General features: G+C 51.7%; 1 pseudogene. It reads right to left on the bottom strand.

Features of this window, described 5'->3' with window-relative positions:
- Positions 1–24 precede the first annotated feature (24 nt).
- Positions 25–286, bottom strand: a pseudogene (locus tag NE473_RS32235) (hypothetical protein); the annotation flags it as partial.

Raw genomic sequence — 286 nt, 5'->3', positions numbered from 1 at the left:
CTTATATTCTTCATTTCCTGCGAATTACCCGTTCTGTTTCTCTTTCCCAGCCATACATGCTGCGATCCGTTCCACCTCCAGTTTCGGCGTTCTGTCTGCAAACAGAAGCCCGTTCGTCTCCTGTTCCACATCGGTGAGCTGTGTATAACAGAAGCCTGCCAGGCCGTTTATCCCGTTCACTGCACTAGTCAGTCTTCTCAACCGCGCTTCAAATGCTTCCGGCCCTGCTGCCTTCTCATGATATCCCCAGGATTCCTTCTTTCCATCTTCCATAGCGATCCCGCCG

It is taken from the genome of Hungatella sp. SL.1.14 (assembly GCF_024460495.1).
In the GTDB taxonomy this organism is placed as follows: domain Bacteria; phylum Bacillota; class Clostridia; order Lachnospirales; family Lachnospiraceae; genus Hungatella; species Hungatella hathewayi.
Note: the sequence above shows the minus strand (reverse complement) of the source record. Positions and strands in the feature narration are given on the sequence as shown.